The following is a 20,262-nucleotide window of genomic DNA, read 5'->3' on the forward strand; positions in this document are numbered from 1 at the left end:
CGGCCAGCGGCCGGCACTACCGCCCCAGACGCACGTCCCGCGCCCGCTGGTCGGCCATCGCCTTGTCCAGCTCGGCCTGCAGCGCCGGCTGCTGCACGGCGGCATCGAGCACGTACACCTTCACCCCGTGCGCCGGCGCTTCGGCCTTCAGGGAAGCATCCACCTGCAACGAACCGCCGTCCAGCGCATCACGCCAGCGGCCCGCCTGGACGTACCGCGCCACGGTGAAGGTCTTCGCACTGTCGCCCTTGTTCAGCAGCACCAGCGCGGTCTGCGCCACCTCGCCATGCTGCAGCACGCGGAAGAACACCGCCTCATCACCCTGCAGGCGCTCGTTCACCTGCAGGCCGCGCTGCAGCGCCGGAGTGGCTGCGCGCAGCCGGGCGATACGCTGCAGCGGCGCGAAGATCGGACTCTTCGGCGCAGCATCCACACGCGGCTGGCCGAAGTAAGCGCGATTGCCGGCATGCTCGGCACGGCCACGCATGAAGCCCGTCTCCGAGCCGTAATAGACCACCGGAATGCCGCGCGCGGTGAACAGCCAGTTGTGCGCATCGATGAAGCCGTTGTCACTGGCCTGCAGGCGCGGCATGTCGTGGTTGTCGTAGAAGCTCATCAGCTCGTACGGGTTGGCATACGGCCCCCCCCTCAGGTGCAGCGGCTCGGCCAGGGTTTCAAAGCCCTTGCCGGCGGTGCCGAACGCCTGCTCCAGCGCACCGCGCAACGGGAAGTCGAGCACGCTGACGTTGGCGTTGGCCGGCCAGGTGTGCTCTGCAATGCGCGCGGCATCGTAATCGAACGCTTCGCCGAACATGAACATGCCCGGGTGCTCGGCGCGGATACGCTTGACGAAGGCATGCCACCACGGGTGCGGCAACCAGCCGATGGTGTCGATGCGCAGCGCATCCACGCCCTGAGCGGCCCATTGCAGGTAAGCACCGACCAGGTAGTCCATCACCGCCGGATTGTCCTGGTTGAAGTCGGACAGCTCGGCAAGGTTGCCATCGAAGATCGAGCCGTCCTTGCTGTCGACCGGTCCAATGCTGTTGTAGAACGCGTGCAGCGGGTTGTGCTTCGGATCCAGTTCCTGCGGCGGCAGGTTCTGGTGGTCGGCGATCAGTTTTCCGTCCTTGTCGAAGATCTGCCCGAACTGCGGCTGCCGTGTCGGCATGGTCCAGGCCGGCGAACCGTGGTTGCCTACGATGTCCAGCACCACCTTCAAGCCGGCACCGTGCAGGCCCTTGGTCAGCCCGGCGAAATCCAGGTCTTTGCTGGGCAGGTGCTCATCGAGCTTGTAGAAGTTGATGCCCCAGTACCCGTGGTAGCCGGTCTTGCCGCGGTCGGTCAGCGTGCTGGTGCAGCTGATCGGCTTGCTGCCGGTAAAGGCCTCGTCCGGGTTGTCGACGATGGGCGTGATCCACACCGCGCCGAAGCCGAGGTTGCGGATGTACTGCGCATTGTCGAGCACGCCGCGGAAGTCGCCGCCGAGATAGCCGATGTTGCCGTCCACCTTGTCCGGGCATGGCACCGGAATATCGAAGGTGCGGTGCACGCCGCCCTGGTCACGGTGATCGTTGGACGGATCACCGTTGACGAAGCGGTCGGTGACCACGAAGTACACCGCATCGCTGGCGAACGGTTCGGTGGTGCCCACATAGTCCGGGCGCGGCGCGGCCGCCGCATGGCCGGCCAGCAGCATCAAGGAAACAGCAACAGACAACGCAGCACGCATCACACCACCTCCGGACGGGACGGAACCCACAACACGCACAGGCCGGCAATGAACAGGCTGCAGCCGCCCAGCACCAGCACATGCATCGGCTGGCCGCCCAGCAACGTGCGCAGGGCGAAGCCGAGTGCACTGGCCGCCACCAGCTGCGGGATCACGATGAAGAAATTGAAGATGCCCATGTACACGCCCATCTTCGATGCCGGCACGCTGTCGGACAGCAGTGCATACGGCAGCGAGAGGATGGACGCCCAGGCGAAACCGACGCCGACCATCGACAGCAGCAGCCAGTGCGGGTCGCGGATGAACATCAGCGAGACCAGGCCGGCACCGCCCAGCCACAGGTTGACCAGGTGGCTCCAGCGCAGGCCGATCGCACGCACCATGAGTGGAATCAGCACCGCCGCCAACGCGGCGAACCCGTTGTAGGCGCCAAACAGCACGCCCACCCAGTTGGCGCCCTCGTTGTAGGCCGCCGACTCTGGTTCAGTCGAACCGAAGTGGGCGCCAGCCACCGCGGCGGTGGTGTAGATCCACATCGCAAACAGCGCGAACCACGAGAAGAACTGTACCCACGCCAGGCGACGCATGGTGACCGGCATCGCGCGCAGGTCGCCGACGATGGCGGCCAGCATGTGCGTGGCCGGCAGCGTACGCGCGAGCGCCAGCAGCAGGCCATAGCCGGCACACAGGCCGGCCAGCACGTACAGCATCCGGTCGCCCTGCCGCCAGGTGATCAGCAGCGCCAGCAGTACGCCCAGCCCCAGCCATCCGGCCACCTGCACCCAGGGCGCCGGGCCGCTGATCGGCGCTGCTGCGTGACGTGCCGGAGGTTCGGCGTCATCGAAACCGGCCAGCTCCGCCGGTGAGTATTCGCGGGTGCTGACCACCGTCCAGGTGATTGCCGCCAACAGCACCACCGCGCCGAAGTAGAACGCATAGCGCACGGTATCAGGCACCTCACCTGCGGCGGCCGTATTGGCGACCCCGAAGTGGGCCAGGATGAACGGCAGGAAGCTGGCGACGATGGCGCCCACGCCGATGAAGAAGCTCTGCATGGCATAACCGGCCGGACGCTGGCGCGGCGCCAGCTGGTCGCCGACGAAGGCGCGGAACGGCTCCATCGACACGTTGATCGAAGCATCGAGTACCCACAGCGTGCCGGCGGCGATCCACAACGTCGGCGAGTTCGGCATCACCAGCAGCGCCAGCGTGGTCAGCACCGCTCCGATCATGAAATAAGGACGGCGGCGCCCCCAGCGCGTCCAGGTGCGGTCGGACAGGTAACCGATCACCGGCTGCACCAGCAGGCCGGTCAGCGGCGCGGCGATCCACAGCCCGGGCACCGCGTCGATGTCCGCGCCCAGCGTCTCGAAGATGCGGCTGGCATTGGCGTTCTGCAGGGCGAAGCCGAACTGGATGCCCAGGAAGCCGAAACACATGTTCCAGATCTGCCAGAACGACAGCTGCGGCTTGGCGGTACGATTCATCGTGCGCCCTCTGCCGCGGCCACCGGCGCCACCATCAGCGCCTGCACCTGGGCCTGGTTGAGCACGCCATCGCGTCCGCCCTTGCCCCCGGTGTAGTGCGCGAAGTGCTGCAGCGCGCTCATGTTGAAGCCTTCTTCAAGCGTGACCGTGCATCGGCCCTTGGGCACCGTGAATGTCGCCGAGGTCGAGTCCTGCACGGCCACGCTGTGCGGCAGGGTGACGGTGTGCCGCTGCAACGGCTGGCCCGGGCACTGCAGCACCAGCTGCTTCACCGCAGCGGTGACGCCGGTGTTGATCGGCCCGTTCGGATTCCGGTACTGCAGGCGCAGGCGCACCTGCCCGGCCCTGGCGGAGGTGAACTGCCAGCGCTGCGTACCCTTCAGTCGCTGCTGCGGACCGACGCAGACCATCGGGCTGTGCAGCGATTCAATTGCACCGTCGCGCCGGGTCAGGCTGAGGCAATGCTGCAGGCCATCGTCACCGATGCGTGCCAGGCCATTGCTGGCGGCGAGCGCCCGGCCGTCCTGCCACAGCACCTGGCCGGCAGCGACCACGACATTCCAGCCCCTGCCCTTGCGTTGCACCTGCGGTGCGGCCGGCGTGGCCGGTGCGCGCGCATCTGCGCCGGCCGTCGTCGCCGCGCTGCGTGGCGCCGCTGCGGCGGGCACCAGCTGCACGGTGGTGGTGGCGCCACGGGTCTTCACCTTGCCCGCCACCAGCAGGCCATCACCCACCTGCTTCGGTCGCTCCAGCACATAACGCCTGCCATCGGCCTCCAGGGAGATGCGGCGCTGATTGCCGAACAGTTCGGGCACCAGCACGGCCGGCAGCTTGGGCTGCACGCGGCCATCGTCCTGCACGCCGAATACGCCCTCGACCACCATCGACAGATAGCCGGCCACCGACCACAGCTGGCGTTCGGAGTTGACCACCGGGCCGCTCAGCACGCCCTCGTCAACATGCACCGCCTGGCTGACCAGCTCGTAGTTCTCCATGTTGGAACCGGCCAGCGCGGCGCCCTGCATCAGCGAGCGGATCTCGGCGGCGATGCGCGGTGCATCGTCCAGCTGGCGCGCCGCGCGCAGCGAATAGGCACTGACGAACGGCCAGATCGCGCGGTTGTGGTAGATCGGCTGCTGCGCCTCCTGCGGCCACACCACCGGGCTGCCGGCCGGGCCCATCGGATACGCCGCCAGCGCACGCCGCGCGCGCTCGGGCGGCAGCACCTCGGCCAGGATGCCCAGCGACAGGCCGAGCAGATCGACCTTGGCGTACGGCACCGGGTGCGCGGCCTCGCCGATGTAGCTCATGTACTGGCCGATATCCTCGCGCCAGAAGCGCGCATTGATCTGCTGCGCCAACGCATCGGCCCAGGCCCTGTAGTCGGTCGCGCGGGCATCGCCGTGCTGCCCGGCCAGGCGTTCGGCCAGGCGCAGTGCCTGGTAGTGCAGCACGTTGGTGGACAGTGCGTAGGAATCACCGATGAAACGCACGTCCTCGCGGGTCCAGTCTGGATAGGTCTGCTCGCGCCAGTCCAGGAAGGAGGTCTCGCCGCGGTACAGACCCATCTGCGCGTCGAACACCATCGCGCGGTCCTGCGCCAGCGTGCCCTGCAGCGCCTGCCAGACCTGATCGGCAAACGCTCGGTCCTCCAGCAGATGGCGTGCCGCCAGGAACCACACCACGCGATCACTGCTGATCGGCCAGCTGCCGCCGGAACCGGTGTCCTGCGCCACGAACAGGCCGGGCGTACGCCCGTCACGGGCTGCCGACAGCTTGAACTGCAGCGACTGCCGGGTGCGCTGCGGGTCCAGCCGCGCCAGCGCCAGGTCGGCGGCGAAGCTGACATCACGGGTCCACACATAGGGCCAGCGTGCACCGGTCTGGAAGCACTCGCACGGGACCGGCCGGCCCTCGTCGAACGCCGGATCACGGATCGCGTCCACGCGGTCCTGGGACATCTCCTGCTGGGCGAGCGCGAACAGGGCATCGAACATCACGCTGCCGGTCTGGCTGCGCATCGGTGCGGCTGCGATCTGCACTGCGCCCTTCGGCGCATGCAGCACGAAGCTGCCCTTGGCAGCGGCTTCGGCGCGCGCATGGCGACCGTCGAATTGCAGGTCGGCCGCCTGCGCGGTCGATCCCAGCGCTGCCCCCAGGGCAGCGGTCAGGCAAATGATCTTCAGCATCGAAGCGGCGGACCGGCTTGCGCCCGTCGGCCTCCCTCCCTCTCTGCACGCGTTGTAGGTCCGCACCGTCGTTGCCGGCGGGCGGGCGCGGCCCCTCCCTCAAGGTGCCTGGGCCCCATGGTAGACGCGGGGCTGTCGGCTGCGTCCAGTTGCATACGTATTCATGGCATCGCGCGGTGGCGCGCCCGCCGCGCTGGCTTATGGTCCGGGTCTGCCAACGGCGCCTTGGGAGGGGAATTGCCGATGTCATCCACTGCTGTACGCGCGGTGTTCGCGCACATGCTCGGGCTGGCCCTGATCGGGTGGTCCACGCTGGTACAGGCCACGCCGCAGGTGGCCAGCGTCGAATCGCCGGGCAAGGTATTGAAGGTCAGTCTGCTGCTGGACGGCGGCACCGCCCGCTACCGTGTCGAGCGCCTGGGCGACACCGTGGTGGAGGATTCGAAGCTTGGCTTTGCCCTGCGCGACGGTCGCCTGGACCGCGATTTCGCCCTGCTGGGCCAGCAGCGGCGCAGCGTCGACGACACCTGGGAGCAGCCGTGGGGCGAGCGCCGGCTCACCCGCGACCACTTCAACGAGCTGACCGTGCAGCTGACTGAAACCACCGGCCGCAAGCGGCGGCTGGATGTGGTGTTCCGCGTCTACGATGATGGCCTTGGCTTCCGCTATGTGTTCCCTGAGCAACCGAACCTGCGCGAAGCCATCATTGATGACGAACTGACCGAATTCGCCATCGCGCCCGAATCAACCGCCTGGTGGATTCCCGCCGGCGAACCGATCCACTACGAATACCTGTATCAGCACACGCCGCTGCGCGAAGTGCCGCTGGTGCATACGCCGATGACCCTGCGCAGCCGCGATGGCCTGCACGTGGCGATCCACGAGGCCGCGCTGGTGGACTATGCCGGCATGTGGCTGCGGCGCACCGAGGGGCAGCGCCTGCGCGCGCAGCTGTCGCCCTCGGCCGAAGGCTGGAAGGTACGCCGCACCCTGCCCTTCGCCACGCCGTGGCGCACGCTGCAGATCGCCGATCGTGCCGGTGGCCTGGTCGAATCGGACCTGATCCTCAACCTCAATGAACCCAACGCGCTGGGCGATGTGAGCTGGGTGAAGCCGGCCAAGTACCTGGGCGTGTGGTGGTCGATGCACCTGGACAGCGAGAGCTGGGCAACCGGACCGAAGCACGCGGCCACCACCGCCAAGACCAGGAAGGTGATCGACTTCGCCGCCGCGCATGGCTTCCGTGGCGTGCTGGTGGAAGGCTGGAACCCGGGCTGGGACGGCAACTGGGTGGGCAATGGCTACGACTTCGATTTCACCCGTGCCACGCCCGATTTCGACATTGAAGCGCTGTCGGCGTACGGCCTGAAAAAGGGTGTGCACCTGATCGGCCACCATGAAACCGGCTGCGCCATCGAGCACTACGAGGACCAGTTGGGCGCCGCGCTGGACCTGTACGCACGACTGGGCGTGGACCAGTTCAAGACCGGCTACGTCTGCGACGACGGCCAGGTCGACCGCCGCAATCCGGCCGGGGGCCCACTGTGGCGCGAGTGGCACGACGGGCAGTTCATGGCCCGCCACCACCTGAAGGTGGTGCAGGAAGCCGCGCGCCGGCACCTGTCGGTCAACCCGCATGAGCCGATAAAGGATACCGGCCTGCGCCGCACCTATCCCAACTGGATCTCACGCGAAGGCGCGCGCGGCATGGAATACAACGCCTGGGGCCAGCCGCCGAACCCGCCGGAGCATGAGGTCAACCTGGTGTTCACCCGCATGCTGGCCGGGCCAATGGATTACACCCCCGGCATCCTCAGCCTGAAGGGCCGCCACGGCCAGGCCATTCCCAGCACGCTGGCCCGCCAGCTTGCCCTGTACGTGGTGCTGTACAGCCCGATCCAGATGGCCGCGGACCTGCCCGAACACTACCTGCAGCATCGCGAGGCGTTCCGTTTCATCGAGGACGTGGCGGTGGACTGGGAGCAGAGCCGCGTGCTCGATGGCGAAGTGGGTGACTACGTGACGATCGTGCGCCGCGACCGCAACAGCCGCGACTGGTTCCTCGGCAGCATCACCGACGAACACGGCCGCGTGCTGCCGGTACCGCTGGGCTTCCTGGAGCCAGGCGTGCGCTATCGCGCCGAGATCTACCGCGATGGTGAAGGCGCTGATTTCCGCAGCAACCCGTTCGCGTTCGCACGCGAAACCCGCGAGGTGACCAGTGCCGATGCACTGACGCTGGTGCTGGCACCGGGCGGTGGGCAGGCCATTCGCTTCACGCCCATCCACTGAACGTTTTCCTACCTGCGCTCCCGTAGCGCCCGAGCCCATGCTCGGGCGGCGGTGCGTAGCACCGAAACGCAGCCGAGCATGGGCTCGGCTCTACCGAACAAGGCACCTGAAAGCGATTACAACCCTGCAGACGCCATTGAATACGTATGCAGGGTGATTCCCGCGAAGAACGCGCTGCCTACCATAGCGGCGACGACAGCGGCCACCGCGTCGCACGTTCACGGCCCCGCCGGAACGCTCACAAATCGATCTGCAACATTGCCTGGGAGGGGAAAATGTTGAACCACAAGCGCAGCGCGCTGAGCATCGCGCTGGCCGTTGTCCTGGCGCCGACGCTGGCGTCGGCACAGTCCACGCAGAACACCACCACGCCGGCCGGCACCGCCGCCACCAACCTGGATACGGTGCAGGTCACCGGCATCCGCCGCGGCATCGAGAGCGCGATCGCGGTCAAGCAGGACGCCACCTCGGTGGTCGAGGCAATCTCCGCTGAAGACATCGGCAAGCTGCCCGACGTCAGCATCGCCGAATCCATCTCGCGCCTGCCCGGCCTGGCCGCCCAGCGCGTGGCCGGCCGTGCGCAGGTGATCAGCGTGCGCGGCCTGTCGCCGGACTTCGCGACCACCCTGCTCAATGGTCGCGAAGTGGTCAGCACCGGCGACAACCGCGGCGTCGAGTTCGACCAGTACCCGTCCGAGCTGGTCAACGGCGTGACGGTGTACAAGACCCCGGACGCGGCGCTGGTCGGCCAGGGCCTGTCAGGCACCATCGACATGCAGACCGCGCGCCCGCTCAGCTTCGGCGAGCGCGTGATCGCGGTCAGTGGCCGCTACCAGAAGAGCTCGCTGGGCCGCGCCGCCAACACCGATCCGTACGGCAACCGCTTCAGCGCCAGCTACATCGACCAGTTCCTGGACAAGACCCTGGGCATCGCCATCGGCTATGCGCACAGCGACATGCCGATCCAGGAGAACCAGGTCGGCCTGTACGAGCCGTGGACCACCGAGCACACCGACAAGGGCGACCGCCCGGGCGTGGGTGCCGGCACCTACTTCTCCGATGGCATCAAGGCGCTGCGCCGCACCGGCAACAACAAGCGCGACGGCGTGATGGCCACGATCCAGTTCCGCCCGAACAACAGCTGGACCAGCACCTTCGATGCCTTCCACACCGAAGCCGAGCAGATCGACACCGCCAACCAGTTCGAGCTGAACCTCAGCAACTACAACGGCAACTACACCCCGGGCCTGCTGGTCAGCAACCCGCAGGTCAACGCCAACGGCTCGTTCACCGGCGGCACCGCCAGCGGCGTGTATCCGCTGGTGCGCGGCATGTACAACAAGCGCAAGGACAAGATCGATGCGTTCGGCTGGAACAACGAGTTCAACTTCGGCGGCGTCAAGCTGGTCGCCGACCTGAACTACTCCAAGGCCACGCGCGACGAGCTGAACCTGGAAAACAACCTGCAGCTGACCCCGATGCCGCAACTGGATACGGTCGGCGTGTCGATCCGCCAGGACGGCTTCTCGCAGATCACACCGGGCCTGAACTACTCCAACCCCGATGCGCTGTTCCTGACCAACACGATCTACGGCTCCGGCTACGGCAAGGTGCCGCAGGTGGAAGACCGCCTGAAGGGCGGCAAGCTGGCTGCCACCATCGCCCTTCCTGATGCCATCGCCTCGTGGGCACCGGATATCGACATCGGCGTGAACTATGCCGACCGCCGCAAGGTGAAGACCCAGTCCGAAGGCAACATCCTGCTCGGCGCACAGGGCGATGCCAACATCGCCTCGGACCTGCAGTACCGTCCGGTGGACCTGGGCTTCGCCGGCCTCGGCACCATCCCGGCCTGGAACGTACCGGCCGCTGTGGGTCGTTACATGACCTTCAACCCGGTCGACAACCTGGACTACCTGATCCCCAAGTCGTGGACGGTCGAAGAGAAGATCACCACCGCCTGGGCGCGCCTGAACATCAACACCGACATCGGTGAAGTGGGCGTGCGCGGCAACATCGGCGTGCAGATGCAGCACACCGACCAGAGCTCGGATTCGCGCTACTGGGACAGCTCGCAGTCAGCCGGCAACAACGTGCAGCCGTATTCGAACGGCCGCACTTACAACGACTGGCTGCCGAGCTTGAACCTGGCCTTCATGTTCCCCCACCAGCAGACGCTGCGCTTCGCCGCCGCCAAGCAGGTCGCGCGCCCGCGCGTGGACCAGATGCGCGCCGGCCTGGAGTTCGGCGTGGATACCGGCACCGGCCGGCCGGGCGGCAGTGGTGGCAATCCGCTGCTGGATCCGTGGCGCGCCACCGCGCTGGACCTGTCCTATGAGAAGTACTTCGGCGAGAAGGCCTACGTGGCTGCCGCGATCTTCTACAAGGACCTGAAGAGCTACGTCTATACCCAATCGGTGGACAACTACGACTTCACCGCGCTGCTGGGCAGCTACGTGCCGCCGCCGGGCATGACCGCGCCGGTGCTGACCACCGGCACCTTCTCCGCGCCGCAGAACGGCAAGGGCGGCACGTTGAAGGGCCTGGAACTGACCGCATCGTTCCCGCTGGACATGCTGACCGACAGCCTGCGTGGCTTCGGCCTGCAGGCCAGCGCGACCTTCAACAAGAGCGACATCACCATCCTGGATCCGGAGAGCGCCTCCAGCGTGGGCAGTGACCCGATCAGCCTGCCGGGTCTGTCCAAGCGCGTGTACAACTTCACTGCCTATTACGAGCGCAGCGGTTTTGAAGCACGCGTCAGCCAGCGCCGCCGGTCGGACTTCATCGGTGAGATCGGCAACTTCAACGGCAACCGCAGCCTGCGCTATGTCGTCGGCGAAAACGTGACCGATGCGCAGGTCAGCTACACCTTCAGCGACAGCAGCGCCCTGCGTGGCCTGACCCTGCTGCTGCAGGGCAGCAACCTGACCAACGAGCCGTACCGCACCTACGCCGGCAGCAAGGACCGCCCGCTGGAGTACATCGAATGGGGCCGCACCTACATGCTGGGCGTGAACTACAAGTTCTGAGGCAGCGCCGGGCCCTGCCCGGCAGCCCCGACCCGGTAGTGCCGGCCGCTGGCCGGCAACAGAAAACAGGGAGCAGGACCGGAAACCCGCTGCGCAGGCAGCGGGTTTTCCTTTGCGCGGATGCCGGCCGCTGGTCGGCAAGGCCCACCCACAAAAAAGGGACGGGGCGCTTCGGCCCCGTCCCCGCAAGTACCGCCACCGGAGAAAACGGTCAGCTGCGTCGGGCGCAATACACCGCGCGTGGCGGCAGCTGGAGTTCATTGCCCTGCACCGTGCCCGCATCCGGGCCCGGTACCACCACCTGCTGCCAGTTGCCCGGCGGCAGCGGATGGCTCACCGCTTCGGCCGACAGGTTGAAGGCCAGCAGGAGGGTTTCATCTGCAAGCATACGCTCGAACAGCAGCACGGGCTCGGCGCTTTCAAGAAATCTGATGCTGCCATGCAGTAGGGCCGGCTGGGTATGCCGCCAGGCCAGAAACGCGCGGAACGCCGCCAGCACCGAATGCGGGTCGCGCTCCTGCACGGCGACCGCCGCGGCCCGGTGTTCGGCCGGGATCGGCAGCCAGGGCTGGCCAGTGGTGAAGCCGGCCAGCGGTGCATCGGTCCACGGCAGCGGGGTACGGCAGCCGTCACGGCCCTTGAAATTCGGCCAGAAGGTGATGCCATAGGGGTCCTGCAGGGCCTCGAACGGCACCTCGGCCTCGGCCAGGCCCAGCTCCTCGCCCTGGTACAGGCAGACCGAACCGCGCAGCGAGCACAGCATCGCCACCAGCATCCGCGCCAGGCGCGGGTCGGCGGGGTGGCCGCCCCAGCGGCTGACCGCGCGCTCCACATCGTGGTTGGACACCGCCCAGCACGGCCAGCCTTCGGTCATCGCTGCTTCCAGGCGCGAGACCGTATCGCGGATGTAGGCCGCACTGTAGTCGTCCACCAGCAGCTCGAAGCTGTAGCCCATGTGCAGGCGGCCATCGCGGGTGTACTCGGCCGTGGTGGCCAGCGAGTCTTCCGAAGAGATCTCGCCCAGGCTGACCGCCCCCGGGTATTCGTCCAGCAGCGCGCGCAGGCGCTCCAGGAACGGCAGGTTCTCCGGCTGCGTGTTGTTGTAGTAGTGGTACTGGTAGGCGTACGGGTTGTCCGGGCTGAAGCCGCGCCCCACCCGCTTGTCGGCGGGCTTGGCCGGGTTGTCGCGCAACTGTGCGTCGTGGAAGCAGAAGTTGATCGCATCCAGGCGGAAGCCATCCACGCCGCGGTCGAGCCAGAAGCGCACGTTGTCCAGGGTCGCCTGCTGCACGTCCGGGTGATGGAAATTCAGGTCCGGCTGGTCGACCAAGAAGTTGTGCAGGTAGTACTGCTCACGGCGCGGCTCCCACTGCCAGGCGCAGCCGCCGAACAGCGACAGCCAGTTGTTGGGCGGGGTGCCATCCTCGCGCGGGTCGGCCCAGACGTACCAGTCGGCCTTCGGATTGCTGCGGTCCTGGCGGCTCTCGCGGAACCACGCATGCTCGATCGAAGTGTGGCTCAGCACCTGGTCGATCATCACCTTCAGGCCCAGGCCGTGGGCCTTGGCCAGCAGGCGGTCAAAGTCGTCCAGGCTGCCGAACAGCGGGTCGACATCGCGGTAATCGGCGATGTCGTAGCCGAAGTCGGCCATCGGCGACCTGAAGAACGGCGAGATCCAGATCGCATCCACGCCCAGCGCGGCAATGTGGTCCAGGCGCTGGATGATGCCGGGCAGATCGCCCACGCCATCGCCGTTGGCATCAAGGTAACTGCGCGGGTAGATCTGGTAGATGACGGCTCCGCGCCACCATGGATAGTGCGACATCGACAGCCCCCCTCCGGGCATGCGGGACCCGCCGGCAGCGGGCCGAAATCCTGATCCGGCAAGCTTAGCGGCGGGCTCCCAGGCATGGCGCAACCTGCATACGTATTCACGCGGAGGGCCGCGCAGGCCGGGCTGGAATTGCCGCTCGGGCCGGTTTGCGCCCGAATTCACGGCCAGCGCCTATAATCGGTGGTGAGCCTGAAAGCCTGATCGCATGACCATCACCGAAGACACCCGTCCCGCCCTGGGCCTGCCCCAGATCCAGTCGCTTGCCGCGGCCGACATGGCCGCCGTCGACGCCCTGATCCGGCGCCGGCTGTCCTCGGACGTCGTGCTGATCAACCAGATCGCTGACCACATCATTTCCGCCGGCGGCAAACGCCTGCGCCCGATGCTGGTGATGCTGGCCGGCCATGCGGTCGGCCAGGCCGGCCCGGAGCACCACCAGCTGGCGGCGATCATCGAGTTCATCCACACCTCCACCCTGCTGCACGACGACGTGGTGGACGAATCCAGCCTGCGCCGTGGCCGCAGCACCGCCAACGCACTGTGGGGCAACGCGCCCAGCGTGCTGGTCGGCGACTTCCTGTACTCGCGCAGCTTCCAGCTGATGGTCGAGCTGGAGCGCATGCCGGTGATGCAGATCCTGGCCGACGCCACCAACCGCATCGCCGAGGGTGAAGTGCTGCAGCTGCTGCACGTGCACAACCCGGATACCGACGAAGCCGCCTACCTGCGCGTGATCGAGCGCAAGACCGCGGTGCTGTTCGCCGCCGGCACCCGCCTGGGCGCGCTGGCCAGCGGCGTGGATGAAGCGACCCAGCAGGCCCTGTTCGACTACGGCATGCACCTGGGCTACGCGTTCCAGATCGCCGACGACGTGCTGGACTACTCGGCCAACGCCGAGGAGCTGGGCAAGAACCTGGGCGACGACCTCGCCGAGGGCAAGGCCACGCTGCCGCTGATCCACGCGATGGCCCACTCCGACGACATCACCCGCGAGCGCCTGCGCACCATCGTGCAGGACGGTGACGCCTCGGCGATGCCGGAAGTGCTGGCCGCGATCCGTGCCACCGGCGGCCTGGAGTACAGCCGCGCGCGTGCCGAGGAATATGCCGCAGCCGCCGAGCGCGCGCTCGACGGCCTGGGCGACAACGATGCCGTGGCCGCCCTGCGCGGCCTGGCCCGCTACGCGGTGCAGCGCTCGCATTGACCGGCTGAGGTGTGCCGACCAACGGTCGGCACCCACCAAACCGGCATTCCGGTGGGTGCCGACCGTTGGTCGGCACTGAAGCATCGGTAGTGCCGGCCGCTGGCCGGCATTCCCGATGACATCCGCAGCATCATGAGGTTGCCGGCCAGCGGCCGGCACTACCACTGCACGAATCAACGTTTCTCGAAGCGTTCCTCGAAGAACTCATCCAGCGCCTTCCATGCGCGCTTCGCCGCCCGCTCGTTGTACTGGCACCCCGGCGGACTGTTGGCATCGCGCTCGGCGAAGCAGTGCACCGCACCGCTGTAGTTGGTGAACTCCCAATCGACCTTGGCCGCGTCCATTTCCTTCTGGAAGCCAGCGATGTCCTCGGCAGTCACGCTCCTGTCGTCTGCGCCGTTGAGCACCAGCACCGACGGATGGCTGCCACCGGCCTGCGCCGGCAGCGGTGAACCCAACCCACCGTGCAGGCTGACCACACCGGCCAGCGGCGCACCGGCACGGGCCAGTTCCAGCACCGTGGTGCCGCCGAAACAGAAGCCCACCGCGCCAATCCGGCCGGCATCGAGCGGCACCTTGCCCGCCTGCGCCCTGAGCACGTTCACCGCCTCCAGCGCACGTGCGCGCAGCAGCGGCCTGTCATTGCGCAGCTTGGTTGCCACCGGCCCGGCCTCGGCATCGGTCTTCGGCCGCACGCCCTTTCCGTAGACATCGGCCACCAGCACCACGTAGTCATCGCCGGCCAACTGCTTGGCCTTTTCGACCGCCGATTCGTTCACGCCCTTCCAGTTCGGCACCATCACCAGACCCGGGCGCTTGTCGTTGTCGCCGTCGTCATAGACCAGCACGCCACTGAAGGTCGTGCCCTGGTGTTTCCATTCCACCGGCTGGGTCTTCATCGCCGCCCACGCCGGCATCGCCGCCAGCCCCAGGATCACCGCCACACCGCATCGCCAACGATTCATGCGCCTGCTCCACCGAGAGGGAACCCGGAGTGTACGGGGCCGGCGTGAAGCCGAAGCACGCAATGCAGCCCCCACTTCAGATCCAGACGAACAGGCCGATAGCTAGTGTCCAGCTGTGTGCCCCCCCCCCTTCCCCAACAAGGATGTCCCGTTTCGTGAAAAACCTGGGTTCCACTTCGCTTGCCTCGCTTGCCCTTCTCCTGCCTGCTGCCCAGCTGAGCGCCAGTCCGCTGGACGAGACTTTCACCGCGTTCAGCCGCTGCGACGCCAGCTTCTTCTCCAGCCTGCACACGCACGCAGATGCATGGGCCGCGCACGCATCGTTGGGTGGGACAGGCACGATCAACTGGATCGAGACCAAGGATCGTTCCGAGACCACCAACGAGGTCCAGCTCCGTGGCGGACCTCGCATCGGCGGCCTGCCGGTCGCCACCTACTTCGACAACACGTCGGACCTGGGCGTCCTGGGTCGTTATATGAGCTGGGGGTTCACCTTCGATGCGCCACTGGACACGGTTGTCAAGCAGCTGTCGCCCTTGATCGAACATGCCGAGCGCCTGCAGGGCGATCGCGGAATGCATGCCCGTAGCGAGGTCCGCGCAGGCGATCAGTGGCTGCCCACTTCCAATCGCGGCGGCATTGCCTCCGGACGCATGCTTCTGGAACGGGTGCTGATGGTGGAATCCAGCGGCGGCAGGACCATGGTGGGATGTTCGCTGCAAGGGGCGGTAGATGCAGATGTCATGGCCCAGCTCCGCCCCGACGTACCCGCTGCCGATCGCCCGCAGCCGCAGGCGGCCGGCCGGCGACTGGAAGATGTGCCGGTTATCAAGGCTGTTGTTGATGGCGTGGACAACCCGTTGCTGGCCCCCCGGTTCACATCGCTGACCTACCGCTACCGGATCAAGGGAAGGGCCCCCTCCACTACTCCGACCACCATTACGATGGTGGCCGACAACGGCCTGTTGAAGATCACCGAGGACTACACCTCGTTCACCATGCATCGGCTGTCAAAGGCAAATCTCTTCCAGCTGGCATCCATGCGCGACGCTGCGATGACCCTGCAGACCCGGTCGCTGAAGCAGGATCTTCCCGCAGCGTGGACACCCGGCAGCCGGTTCCGCGCAGAGACGACGATGGTCTTCTATCCGGAACGCAGCACTTCCAAGCCACTCACCACCACGCTGTCCTGCGTGATCGGAGAACGCTTCCCGGCACGCGATGTATCAGCCTCGCTTTCTGGCGATGCGATCCGGCTGGAGTGCAAGGTCGACGGCGATCGCAGTGTTCGTGCCTTCATCGAGGACCTCGGCATCGCGATCTCCCTGGAATCGCATGGCAAGTACGACTCATCGGTCTACGACATCATCGATTTCCAGGTGGTACGCTGACACGCCGCGCCGCACGGCCGGCCTCGATGCGCGAAGCCGGCTGTGCCTGCCCTGCTCTTGGCATCTTCCGATGACCCTTGTTGATCGCTTTCTGTCTGGCCTGATTCCGCGCTTGCCCGCCGAGGATGCTCCGCAATGGGCGTGGGTACAGGGTGCCACTGTCGAAGACCTACAGCGCCTGCGGGCGCAGTGGCCACAGGTCCCTGACAGCCTGATGGAACTGTTGTCGCGCGTGGATGGCACCCATTTCCGCGAGTATCCAGGCGGCGAGGTGTGCGTGCTGATGCTCGGCTCCGATGTCGGCGACTATCCGTACTACCTGCGCTCGGTCGCACAGATCTTCGAAGACCAGCAGCAGTGGGACGACAGCATCCGTTCGATCTACGAAGAGTGGCTGGATGACGAACCGGAGATCCTGGGTGAGGGCATCGACGCCGATCTGCCGATGAACCGCCGCCTGTGCTTCTCGCACTGCATGAACAACGGCGGCACGTCGATGCTGTACCTGGATTTCGACCCGGGGTCGGGCGGCACGGTCGGCCAGGTGGTGCGCTACCTGCACGATCCGGACAGCTACGCGGTGATCGCGCCCAGCTTCGACGCCTACCTGCAACAAATGATTGATCGCGATTACGCATTCATCGACCAGGACGAGGATTGAAACCCAGCCGAGCATGGGCTCGACTCTACAGTAGATCCACGCCATGCGTGGATGGCGCTCTCACCCGCGTTCGATCCAGTGCAACGTGCCGGGCGCGAACGCCAACAGATCCGCCGCGGCGAGCTGATCCCGCGACCAATGATGTTCCGGCGGCTTCGGCTGCCGGGCCCCCACAGAGCCGTCGTAAACACGCACCAGAAGTCCGATACGCGCCGCACCCACACCCAGCAGGGCATCAATGCGCTGCAGCCATTGGCCGGCGTCGGCAAGAGCTCTATCGCGGCACACCTGCTGATCCTGTTCATGCCGCGTCAACTGCTCGGACAGCGCGCGAGCGATCCTGGCCTCACTCCAGCCCTTCTTCCGCCAACGTTCGGCATCGCCCTTCCATTCCGGCTGCACACTCGTCGAGGCCAGCGCGGTGCCGCAATCGCAGTGCGCGGCACTCAGCCACGGCTGCCAATCCGGGCCCACCGCCGCCTGCAGGTTCGGTGATGCCTGCGCGAACAGGCGCCGGCCGCTACGGGTGAAGACCGCGGCGGCCGCGTCGTGCGGCAATGACGTGGGCAGGAACACGGTGATGAAGGTGCACATGCGGGCATCCGGGTCCGTCCGGGGATGCCTGCATGATAAATGCACGATGGGGTCAGAGCCCTTTCCTGCGGAAAAGGATCCGACCCCTTACCCGATACCCAGCCCGGGAATCGCGCTGATGCTGTCCGGATCGAACCCGGCCAGCGCGGCGAAATGACGGCCACGCGCCACGTAGTCGCGGTACGCACCAAAGCTCGGTGCACCCGGCGACAGCAGCACTACCCCGCCCTGTTCGCCCAGCGCGGCGCGCGCCAAGGCCATCGCCTCGGCGAGATCGCCCGCCGCATGCAGGCCGAAGCGACCGGCGTCGGCCAACGGCTGCAGCATCGCGTGGATGCGCGGGCCGTTGCTGCCCATGGTCACGATCTCCACCGGCGGCACATCGTGCGCCATGTGCTGCATGAAATCGGTCCAGTCCAGGCCACGGTCATGCCCCCCCACCAGCAGCGCGATGCGCTGGCCGGCGAAGCACTCCAGCGCGGCCAGGCTGGCATGCGGCGTGGTGCTGATCGAATCGTTGACGTAGGTCAGGCCATCGGCCACGCCGATGCGCTGCAGGCGGTTCGGCAGCGGACGGAAGTCCTGCACCGCCGGCGCAAGCGCCGCGGCATCCAGCCCCAGCCCTTCCAGCGCGGCCAGCACCGCGCACAGGTTGCCGCGGTTGTGGCGGCCTGGCAGCGGCGTGTTGCGGGTATCAAACACGGCCTGCTCACCGCGATGCACGATGTCGCCGCGCATGTGCCAGCCCTGCGGCTGGTTGAACCAGACCACTTCGCTGTCGGGCAGCGACAGCGCGGCCAGGTGCGGATCGGCGGCGTTAAGCACAGCGATGCGCGGTGCGGCTTCAGTCACCAGCCGCAGCTTGTCTTCGATGTAGCGCTGTTCGCTGCCGTGCCAGTCCAGGTGTTCGGGGAACAGGTTCAGCACCACCGCCACCTGCGGGCGGGCGCCACTGCGTGCCACCTCACCAGTCTGGTAGCTGGACAGTTCCACCGCCCAGTACTCGGGCGCGGGCTGGGGATCCAGCACTTCCAGCAGTGGCAGGCCGATGTTGCCGACCAGGCCGGTGCGGTGGCCGGCCGCGCGCAATAGATGCGCGACCAAGGCGGTGGTGGTGCTCTTGCCCTTGGTACCGGTCACGCACACGGTGTCGTGCACGATGCCATCGTCGGCCGCGTGTTCGGCGAACCACAGCGCGGTGCCACCGATGAAGCTGGTGCCCTGCCCTGCAGCCGCCATCGCGATCGGCTGGTAGGGGCTGATGCCGGGCGATTTGATCACCACGTCGAACGCGGCCAGCGCTTCAGCGGAAGGCTCGCCACGCACGTCCAGCGCGCCCTCCGTTTCCGCACGCGCCGCCTCGACCTCGGACACCGGGCAGAACAGGCTCAATGCCAGCGTGGGCAGGCGCGCGCGCAGCACCGCAAACGCGGCGCGGCCCTCACGGCCCCAGCCCCACAGCGCGACGCGCTTTCCTTCAAGCTTCGAAATCTTCACGCATCCGTTCCCACAGCGCAGCTGGAACACGGTGCTCGCCCTGCAGCTGCAGCAGCGGTGCCAGTTCCAATTCGGCGGCATCCAGCTGCGGCTGGATCTCGTTGCAGAAGCGCTTCACCAGCACGTCTTCCTTCCACTCCGGGCGCTGTGCCAGGGTCGCCATCGCCGCACGCGATTCGCGGCCTTCGCCCACGCACTCGAACGGCTTGTGGTCCTGGAATTCCAGCAGCGCATCGAAGCCACCGGCCTGCTCGGCATCGTCCAGCAGGTTGCGGCCGAAGATGCGCACCAGGCGCGTCTTGGGCATGAACGGGGCCAGCGCCAGGAACACGAAATGGCATTTCGGGCAGACGCCGCACCAGCGGTTCACCGGGCGCTCGCCGAGGATGTGGAAGTTGCGGTTGCAACTGGAGAAATGCGCGTCGTAGAAGTCACTCTTGGCGAACTGGCGGGCCACCGCCAGCTCGGACATCGGGCGCAGCAGCGAGTAGTACTGCAGGTCCGCCGCCACGTACTTCTGCACATGGCTACCGAAGGCCTGCTCGCAGGCCCACCCCTTGGACCACTGGTGGTTCACTTCGCCGGTGCCTGGAATCTGGCTGCCGTAGCTGGCCGAGCGCTCGTTGGAGAACACAACCTGGTCCACGCCGTGCAGCAACGCGGCCAGCACCATGATCGCCGAGTTCACCACCGTCACCGGGATATGGCCGTTCCAGGCGCCCTGGCGGTTCAACTCGAACAGTTCCGGTGCCAGCGTGCGGCCCAGGTTCAAGGTCGGCAGGCCAGTGCGCTCGGCGCACGCACGGATCAGCTGCGAGCCACCGATCCAGGTCACGGTCTCGTCCACGCCGGCACGGCGCAGCGCTTCGATGCTGACCAGCGAATCCTTGCCGCCGCCGATGGCCACCAGCGCGTGCGGCTGCAGGCCCAGCGCCGGCGCCTGCGCAGCTACGCCCTGCACCGGCAACCGGAAGCGGCCGCGCAGGTTCAGGCCGTTGCGGTAGGCGAATTCGCCCAGGCCGTTGAGGTAAATGGTCTCCACCAGCGCGGCGGTATCGGCATCGATGCTGTAGCTGTCGATGCTGACCGTATCCGGTACGCCGGCCTTGTAGTAGCTGACACCGGCGATCAGGTGCAGCAGCTGCAGCGCGCGCTGCACGGCGGCGCTACGCGCTTCGTCCAGCACGAACGGGGCGCCGGGCACGGTGATGGTTTCCACCATCTCCGGGCCGTCATCAAAGGCGTAGACCAGCCTGGCCACGCCGGTATCCGCGGCGAATTCGCAGCGGACGAAGCGGAAGCGGGAAACCTGGTGTTTGTCGAAAGCAGTCATGGTGTATCCGGTCAGGCACGGGCCCGCGCGATGGCGCGGGGCGTGTCGGTG

At 66.9% G+C, this 20,262-nt stretch carries 13 protein-coding genes; 5 read left to right on the top strand and 8 right to left on the bottom strand.

Features of this window, described 5'->3' with window-relative positions; translation table 11 throughout:
* Positions 1 to 16 precede the first annotated feature (16 nt).
* Genes E5790_RS04385 through E5790_RS04395 form a run of 3 tightly spaced genes read right to left on the bottom strand, consistent with a single transcriptional unit; the run spans position 17 to position 5,408 of the window.
* On the bottom strand, positions 17 to 1,732 hold the full coding sequence (locus E5790_RS04385; protein ID WP_111205832.1) for an alpha-amylase family glycosyl hydrolase: 1,716 nt from the start codon (positions 1,730 to 1,732) through the stop codon (positions 17 to 19).
* Positions 1,732 to 3,219 (bottom strand): MFS transporter, encoded by a 1,488-nt coding sequence (locus E5790_RS04390; protein ID WP_111205831.1) that lies wholly within the window; start codon positions 3,217 to 3,219, stop codon positions 1,732 to 1,734. Before E5790_RS04390 ends, E5790_RS04385 begins: the two co-directional genes overlap by 1 nt.
* The gene (locus E5790_RS04395) at positions 3,216 to 5,408 is read right to left on the bottom strand and encodes a Six-hairpin glycosidase-like protein (protein WP_111205830.1); all 2,193 of its coding nucleotides are present in this window, start codon (positions 5,406 to 5,408) and stop codon (positions 3,216 to 3,218) included. The genes E5790_RS04390 and E5790_RS04395 overlap by 4 nt, the downstream gene beginning before the upstream one ends.
* A 237-nt stretch (positions 5,409 to 5,645) precedes the next feature.
* Here E5790_RS04395 and E5790_RS04400 point away from each other — a divergent pair, with 237 nt between their 5' ends.
* Both E5790_RS04400 and E5790_RS04405 read left to right on the top strand, forming a co-directional pair.
* Entirely contained in the window at positions 5,646 to 7,700 is a 2,055-nt protein-coding gene (locus tag E5790_RS04400) for a glycoside hydrolase family 97 protein (protein WP_111205829.1), read from the top strand.
* Positions 7,701 to 7,975: 275 nt separating this feature from the next.
* Positions 7,976 to 10,732, top strand: a complete 2,757-nt coding sequence (locus E5790_RS04405; RefSeq protein ID WP_053494617.1) for a TonB-dependent receptor — start codon at positions 7,976 to 7,978, stop codon at positions 10,730 to 10,732.
* Between the two features lie 211 nt (positions 10,733 to 10,943).
* Here E5790_RS04405 and E5790_RS04410 read toward each other — a convergent pair whose 3' ends face one another.
* A complete protein-coding gene (locus E5790_RS04410) occupies positions 10,944 to 12,557 on the bottom strand; it encodes an alpha-glucosidase family protein (protein ID WP_032957799.1) in 1,614 nt (537 codons plus the stop codon).
* A 214-nt stretch (positions 12,558 to 12,771) separates the two neighbouring features.
* Between E5790_RS04410 and E5790_RS04415 the strand changes: the two genes are divergently transcribed.
* The gene (locus E5790_RS04415; protein WP_111205828.1) at positions 12,772 to 13,770 is read left to right on the top strand and encodes a polyprenyl synthetase family protein; all 999 of its coding nucleotides are present in this window, start codon (positions 12,772 to 12,774) and stop codon (positions 13,768 to 13,770) included.
* A gap of 173 nt (positions 13,771 to 13,943) precedes the next feature.
* Here E5790_RS04415 and E5790_RS04420 read toward each other — a convergent pair whose 3' ends face one another.
* Entirely contained in the window at positions 13,944 to 14,735 is a 792-nt protein-coding gene (locus E5790_RS04420) for a dienelactone hydrolase family protein (protein ID WP_100449586.1), read from the bottom strand.
* A gap of 155 nt (positions 14,736 to 14,890) precedes the next feature.
* On the opposite strand from E5790_RS04420, the gene E5790_RS04425 reads away from it, so the two are divergent.
* Together E5790_RS04425 and E5790_RS04430 are read left to right on the top strand one after the other, a co-directional pair.
* On the top strand, positions 14,891 to 16,126 hold the full coding sequence (locus E5790_RS04425; RefSeq protein WP_227863608.1) for a hypothetical protein: 1,236 nt from the start codon (positions 14,891 to 14,893) through the stop codon (positions 16,124 to 16,126).
* Between the two features lie 70 nt (positions 16,127 to 16,196).
* The gene (locus E5790_RS04430) at positions 16,197 to 16,787 is read left to right on the top strand and encodes an SMI1/KNR4 family protein (protein WP_049441098.1); all 591 of its coding nucleotides are present in this window, start codon (positions 16,197 to 16,199) and stop codon (positions 16,785 to 16,787) included.
* Positions 16,788 to 16,847: 60 nt separating this feature from the next.
* Here E5790_RS04430 and E5790_RS04435 read toward each other — a convergent pair whose 3' ends face one another.
* From E5790_RS04435 to murL, 3 genes are all read right to left on the bottom strand, one after another.
* Entirely contained in the window at positions 16,848 to 17,381 is a 534-nt protein-coding gene (locus tag E5790_RS04435; protein WP_111205826.1) for a hypothetical protein, read from the bottom strand.
* 87 nt (positions 17,382 to 17,468) lie between these two features.
* Positions 17,469 to 18,878, bottom strand: a complete 1,410-nt coding sequence (gene murD, locus E5790_RS04440) for a UDP-N-acetylmuramoyl-L-alanine--D-glutamate ligase (RefSeq protein WP_111205825.1) — start codon at positions 18,876 to 18,878, stop codon at positions 17,469 to 17,471.
* Positions 18,859 to 20,211 carry a UDP-N-acetyl-alpha-D-muramoyl-L-alanyl-L-glutamate epimerase gene (gene murL / locus E5790_RS04445; RefSeq protein WP_136191702.1) on the bottom strand — a complete coding sequence of 451 codons (1,353 nt, stop codon included), beginning with the start codon at positions 20,209 to 20,211 and terminating at the stop codon, positions 18,859 to 18,861. The genes murD and murL overlap by 20 nt, the downstream gene beginning before the upstream one ends.
* Positions 20,212 to 20,262: the final 51 nt, after the last annotated feature.

This window comes from Stenotrophomonas sp. PAMC25021, from assembly GCF_004795795.1.
GTDB classification, from domain to species: Bacteria; Pseudomonadota; Gammaproteobacteria; order Xanthomonadales; family Xanthomonadaceae; genus Stenotrophomonas; species Stenotrophomonas muris.

Excerpts from the sequence above, each read along its gene's own strand:
- E5790_RS04415 (WP_111205828.1), top strand. The coding sequence starts at position 12,772 with ATGACCATCACCGAAGACACCCGTCCCGCCCTGGGCCTGCCCCAGATC.
- murL (WP_136191702.1), bottom strand. The coding sequence starts at position 20,211 with ATGACTGCTTTCGACAAACACCAGGTTTCCCGCTTCCGCTTCGTCCGC.
- E5790_RS04410 (WP_032957799.1), bottom strand. The coding sequence starts at position 12,557 with ATGTCGCACTATCCATGGTGGCGCGGAGCCGTCATCTACCAGATCTAC.
- E5790_RS04420 (WP_100449586.1), bottom strand. The coding sequence starts at position 14,735 with ATGAATCGTTGGCGATGCGGTGTGGCGGTGATCCTGGGGCTGGCGGCG.
- E5790_RS04385 (WP_111205832.1), bottom strand. The coding sequence starts at position 1,732 with ATGCGTGCTGCGTTGTCTGTTGCTGTTTCCTTGATGCTGCTGGCCGGC.
- E5790_RS04435 (WP_111205826.1), bottom strand. The coding sequence starts at position 17,381 with ATGTGCACCTTCATCACCGTGTTCCTGCCCACGTCATTGCCGCACGAC.
- E5790_RS04390 (WP_111205831.1), bottom strand. The coding sequence starts at position 3,219 with ATGAATCGTACCGCCAAGCCGCAGCTGTCGTTCTGGCAGATCTGGAAC.
- E5790_RS04430 (WP_049441098.1), top strand. The coding sequence starts at position 16,197 with ATGACCCTTGTTGATCGCTTTCTGTCTGGCCTGATTCCGCGCTTGCCC.
- E5790_RS04405 (WP_053494617.1), top strand. The coding sequence starts at position 7,976 with ATGTTGAACCACAAGCGCAGCGCGCTGAGCATCGCGCTGGCCGTTGTC.
- E5790_RS04395 (WP_111205830.1), bottom strand. The coding sequence starts at position 5,408 with ATGCTGAAGATCATTTGCCTGACCGCTGCCCTGGGGGCAGCGCTGGGA.